5 protein-coding genes are annotated in these 5,861 nt (G+C 43.3%); 1 reads left to right on the forward strand and 4 read right to left on the reverse strand.

Features of this window, described 5'->3' with window-relative positions:
- Positions 1 to 316 precede the first annotated feature (316 nt).
- Positions 317 to 1,255, forward strand: a complete 939-nt coding sequence (locus tag CAG69_RS13400) for a LysR family transcriptional regulator (RefSeq protein ID WP_048626349.1) — start codon at positions 317 to 319, stop codon at positions 1,253 to 1,255.
- Positions 1,256 to 1,279: 24 nt separating this feature from the next.
- Here CAG69_RS13400 and CAG69_RS13405 read toward each other — a convergent pair whose 3' ends face one another.
- The 4 genes from CAG69_RS13405 to CAG69_RS13420 form a co-directional block, all read right to left on the reverse strand.
- Positions 1,280 to 2,161: a YjjW family glycine radical enzyme activase gene (locus CAG69_RS13405; RefSeq protein WP_161444631.1), complete on the reverse strand. Its 882-nt coding sequence runs from the start codon at positions 2,159 to 2,161 to the stop codon at positions 1,280 to 1,282.
- 23 nt (positions 2,162 to 2,184) lie between these two features.
- Complete coding sequence (locus CAG69_RS13410; RefSeq protein ID WP_161444633.1) at positions 2,185 to 3,729, reverse strand: YjjI family glycine radical enzyme; 1,545 nt, start codon at positions 3,727 to 3,729, stop codon at positions 2,185 to 2,187.
- Between the two features lie 216 nt (positions 3,730 to 3,945).
- Positions 3,946 to 4,569 carry a LysE family translocator gene (locus CAG69_RS13415; protein WP_161444635.1) on the reverse strand — a complete coding sequence of 208 codons (624 nt, stop codon included), beginning with the start codon at positions 4,567 to 4,569 and terminating at the stop codon, positions 3,946 to 3,948.
- A gap of 192 nt (positions 4,570 to 4,761) precedes the next feature.
- Positions 4,762 to 5,861 (reverse strand): HD-GYP domain-containing protein (locus tag CAG69_RS13420; protein ID WP_161444636.1); only part of this gene is annotated, 1,100 nt, incomplete at its 5' end.

The raw sequence follows: 5,861 nt of genomic DNA on the forward strand, positions 1-5,861 counted from the left end.
GAGAAAATCACCAAATAATCAACAACACAATGGCTATTTTTAAAGGTAATGGCGGCTTTTCATTCGTACACAAACTATTCAGCCCTCGCACTAGAAAGATAAATGAAATAGAAATTCTTAAATTGAAGAAAGGAAAACGACAAAGACCTAACAAACCCAAGAGAATTCTTTGATCTTACAAAACTCAAGTTATTTTTACGCAACACGTTAAATACATTGAGCTCAAAGCGAAAGATGCTCATTTACGAGATAAACAATAGTAAAAATTTGTTTCATCCTGATATACTGCCAAAAATCATAAGAAACCATGCTATTTATGGACTACATTGCTCTTTCACGCATTAGCCTAAAACATCTCACTGTATTGCATATGTTGTTAACCACTCACAGTGTTACGCTTGCCGCAGAGCGCCTGTGTGTGACACCTTCGAGCGTCAGTAAAACACTTGGGCAATTACGTGAAACGCTGAAAGATGACCTTTTCTATCGCGATGGTACTCGCTTGGTACCAACGGCATTTGCGCTGCACATTGGCCCCTCGATCCATGGCATACTCTCTAGCATGAATGGATTATTACATCAGGGCTCATTTAATCCAGCTTACTATCAGGGCAGTTTCTCATTAGCTATGCGTGAAAGTTCGTTTGAGCTTTTTGCCCCAGTTCTACAGCATTTATCTCAGCAACTCGGTAATCACGCACATTTGAATGTGCATGCAAAAGAGGAAATGAGTTTCGATGCGTTGGTAAGAGGCCAAGTGGACTTTTTGCTGCTTCCACACGATCTTAGTCAGCCGCCCACGCAAAACAAAGACTTGGTATGGCAAACCATTCTGAAAGACGAAATGGTTTGTTTAATGGGATCATCAAATCCACTCTCTAAACAGCCTTTGTCTGTTGAAAGCTACCTCTGTGCAAGACACATTGGGATTCATGATAAAGATCTCTCACAACCTTATTTCGAGCAGAACCTCACACAAAGGCACTCGAAGCGAAACATGGCTATGCGTGTAGCGGATTTTGGCTCAGCTGCGGTGATGTGTCAGCACTCAGATTACTTGTTCACCTGTTCCAAACTTTGGGCAAGGGCGGCCATGCAAGCAAAAGGCTTGGTTGAACAATCCCTTCCATTCGATTATGGACAGGTAGCCTACAGCCTCGTTTGGAACAAAGCGAGCTTGAACGATCCGGCTTTAAAATGGCTACAAAAACAATTGCTCGATGCCTGTGCCATGCTAGACGCGTGCGATGCGTGAGTAAGATAACGAATCAAAACTGCATTACGTGAGTACAGTCGGCACTGCGATGGGGTTACTCACGTAACGTAAAAGTTCTGATTTTAAGCGTTCGATATCATGGCGAGAGCACGCATCCCAGGTTAGCGCCTCCCCCATGACTCCGTGATGTTGAAATGCATTTAAACGGATAAGCACCGATTCAGGTAAAGTACTCAAATAGCGCCCAATCGCTACGATTTCTATATCTAAATCACTTTTCCCTGGAATATGCAGTAACCGAACTTCATACAATTTTTCATGCTTTGCAAGGTACTGAAGCGTTTTGAATACACGATGATTATCACGCCCAGTTAGCCACTGGTGCGTCTCTGTCTGCCACGATTTCAAATCGATCATCGCACCGTCCAGAAAAGGAAGCACACGCTGCCAACCTGTCACTGATAAAGAGCCATTGCTGTCGATGAAACAAGAAAGGTGCTGTAACTCAGGATCTTGCTTCATCCCTTTAAACAGCTCAATAATGAAAGGAAGTTGTAAGGTAGATTCCCCACCGGATACTGTAACACCACTGATGAAAAAGCGATGCTTGCGTATCAAATCGAGCATTGTTACCACAGAGTAGTCAGTAATTTTTGGATTAGATTGGTTCTGACATATCTCTATACAATGATCGCAGTGGGTGCACTCCTCTTTAAGCCAAACAACGTTGTTGTTTTCGTCGAACTTCAGTGCTTCTGCCGGGCACTCACTCACACAATCACCACAGTGATTACAATGGTTTATTGTATGAGGGTTATGACAGTTCAAACACTGATAGTTACAACCCTGTAGAAAGATGACTAGACGATTTCCTGGCCCATCAACACAAGAGAAAGGAAGGATACGAGTGACTTTTGCCAAAAGGCTTCCACTTCGTCTAGACATCTTGTTCTTTCCTAAACCGACCTTTACGCCTGCGTGTAGGTCGGTGTCATTTCATGACTCACCACACGTGGTGAGCGATCTAAAATCCCAGTATTTTTTGCCGCCTCTGCTCCCAGAAACGTCGTATTGGTTCTCGAACCTTCTGCATCATATTTTGCGATATCAGAAAGCTTGACCATGTATCCCGTAACGCGAATCAAATCATTTGAGGCCACATTCGCGGTAAACTCACGATAACCAGCATTTAACGCCCCTTTGCACAAATTGAACATCGCTTCTGGGTTTGATTTCACCGTTTCATCAATCGTCAAAATATCGCTGATACCTGCACGATAATACTGGTGATGCTCAGCTGTTGCTTGTACATAAGTGACAGGGTCTGGCTCCGTGCCATAAGGAAGGCGCACACCTGGCGTAACGCCAAGATCTAAGCTAATACCACCTTGAGCATGTAAGAGCGCTTTGCCATCCAAACCATATTTCACTGGGGTTGACTCCACTAGTTTCGCCAGTGTGGCTGAAACATCATGAGCAAAAGCATTCGCACGTTCATCTTTTCCATACTGCCCCGATTGCCCCTCTTTTTCGAACAGAAGGTTCACCGCTTCTGCCATACCATAAATGCCATACATTGGTGCGAAACGGGATTCTTCAATCAACCCTTCTTGCGTCAAAAATCCTTGAAAGAAATGGGACTTTTCATGCAAGTGCGTACTTCTAGCGTCCATCAACTCAACCATTAATTGATGGTATAAAGGCAAAACACTGTTTAAGAAGTCGTTACAATCCGATGCTCGTTCTGCAACTTCTTTTAGGTTCATTCGCACCAGCGTGTTTGAGCCACCAGCCAGTGGCAGTGAATTGTAGCAACTTACAATACCAAAACGTGAACCGCTGTAGGCTTTCGAGTGCACAGGGTAATTGGCAATATGAGGCTTACTACACTCGCAAATATTCTGCGTCGCTTGACGAAGTAAATCATCAGGCGTGACCGACTCGTCGTACATAAAAGTAAGATTTGGCGCAATCTGCTTGAGCTCGGCGTCCACTTTTAAAATAGTGCGACAAATAATGTTGTCTGTCGGTCCGACATTCACGTGCATAAACGCATCTGGCAATGTGCGATCCAACATGATCCAAAAATGTTTTAACTTTTTGTAAATTTGATTCTCTGTTAGGTCGCCTATGTAAGGCAGTAAGACATGATCCAACTGACCTAAATACACCGGAATATTCGTTACCGATGGAACATGATGGTAAATGATGGTGAGCATATTCAGCGCATCATCGAAATCGGCAGCTGGAAGCAACTCTAGATACTCAGAGCCTTGCGATAGGAACTTAGCGTAATCAGGCAGCACATAGCGTGGTTTGAAAGGTGCATGGCCTTCAAACATATCACAGATGATTCCTTCATCCATTGCTTGTCTTAGCGATGGGGAAATCGACATGTAAGGAATACATGCTTCCGCCTCCAAGGCCAAAAAGTTCGACTTTTGTTTTGGAGAAAGACGAACATCAGTCGCAATGTCTAGAAAACGTTGTTGTAGTTCAGAAAGGCTTTTCATCTGAGATGTCCCTGAAAAAGTAACCACAAAAACCCACAAGATAAAACATGGATTCTACCCCTAAAGAGTAACGTGATTTTACTCCGGCTTACCTGTTGCCACTAATGAAAATAAACAAAACGTCTATTTCCATAATGGAAATAAGCTAACGCTAAATTAGGTTATTGCAACTTACGCTATTGAAATAATCCAACCATGCACCGAACACGCGCTTTCTCATCGGTTTGCCGTCGACAACATGACGCCCGCGCTAATAAATACTCCGCCAGTCAGGCGATTGAACAACTTGGCTCTTCCAGCGACAAACAGCCAGTCTGAAGCTTTTACACCTAATAATGCATAAAATGTTAGCCAACTTAGCTCAAACACCACAAATGTAGATGCAAAAGTCGCGTATTGAGCCAACAAAGGCGCAGAGGGATCAATGAACTGAGGAAACAAAGCGGTAAAAAAGACAATCGCTTTCGGGTTACTAGCGCCAACAATAAAACCACTGGTGAACGCGCTGAGCGCATTCGAGGAGCTTTGGACGGCTGCCGTTTTGTTAAAATCCGTTTGAGAAGAGCGCAGCGCTTGAATGCCTAACCAAATTAAATAAGCGGCACCACACCATTTGATGATATTGAAGACCAGCTCAGATGAGGCAATCACAACCCCTAACCCGGTAAAAGAAAGCGTTAGTATAATAGTGATCGCTGATAAACTGCCTAGCGCAGTCATGAGGGCAATACGAAACCCACTACTCACACCTTTACTTAAACACAGCAATGAGCTTGGCCCAGGCGATGCAGTGAGCACCAAAATGGCCAGGGTGTAAAAAATCCATGTATCAATTTGCATTGGCATCCCTTCCCGCAAAAAGTTGAGGGTTATATCTCAATCTTTATTGAGATATTCCTAGCTCGGTTTCCATCCATGAAACTCGATTCTTTAATAACCACCTAGTCGCTACATAATTTAGAAACCATTAATAGATAGTTATGCAATCAAAATACGCTCTGCATGCAAGGTTGTAAAGCATGTTTATTTTTCTTAATCATAAAAAGGCTTGGGATCGATTTCTAACGATGACGGAGCGACTGCTCTTTCTATTTTGTGTAGGCTATTTTTCAAATCGACCATCGCCACATCGATATAACGCTGATATTTGCGTGAGTAAAAACACTTCACTTCTGGCTTTAAAGCTTGAGAGTCATTTGAGGACCAAACAATACCAACACGCCCATCACTCAACTCAACAATAGAGCCCACTGGGTACATCCCAACGCAATTAATGAACTTGTAGACTAGGTCTGCATCTAAATGAAATGGCGTTAAACTCAACAAGATTTTAAACGCTTCTGCTGAGCTCATGCCTTTTTTGTAGCAGCGATCGGCCGTCAATGCATCGTAAATATCAACAATACAACTCATGCGGCCGTGAATCGGAATCTCATCGCCTTTCAAGCCTCTAGGGTAACCCTTGCCATCTAACTTCTCATGATGCATCAAACAGACATCGCGACTCACATCACTAAGGCCCTTTACATGGAGGATAATTTCACCAGCGAACACTTGATGTAGCTTCATGTGTTCAAACTCTTCAGGTGTTAGCTTTGCTGGTTTATGCAAAATCTTGTCATCAACTTTAATTTTACCTACATCATGAATGATGCCACCAATAGCGAGCTGCTTTAATGTCTGCTTATCTAACCCCAAGTACTTACCAAATGACACTAAAAGGCAAGCCACATTGACGGAGTGTTCCAACAAGTAGGAGTCTTTTTTTCGGAGTGCAGAAACACATTGCAACGCATCTGAGTCGATAAAAACGCTTTCAATGACATCATCGGCCCAAGCTTCTACCTCATCAACTTCAATGATTTTGCCTTCAAAAGTTTGATTCAATAGTTTCTGCGCCAGATCTTTTGCTTCCGCAATTAGCTTTTTGGCTCGTTTATGTTGAACATCTCTCGAGCGATAAGCGCGTTGAACCTTCGAAAAGTCAGAGGACTTGGGCTCTCGCTCCTCTTCTACGGCAACAATGGATTCATCCACAGGCTTAAAGACACACTTCTGAGAAGATAATGTTTGATCTACCCAAACATACTTCACGCCGCTCGCGGTAAGCTTCTTAATGCCCTCAGGGCTAG

The organism is Vibrio sp. V43_P6S15P86 (assembly GCF_009904725.1).
In the GTDB taxonomy this organism is placed as follows: domain Bacteria; phylum Pseudomonadota; class Gammaproteobacteria; order Enterobacterales; family Vibrionaceae; genus Vibrio; species Vibrio diabolicus.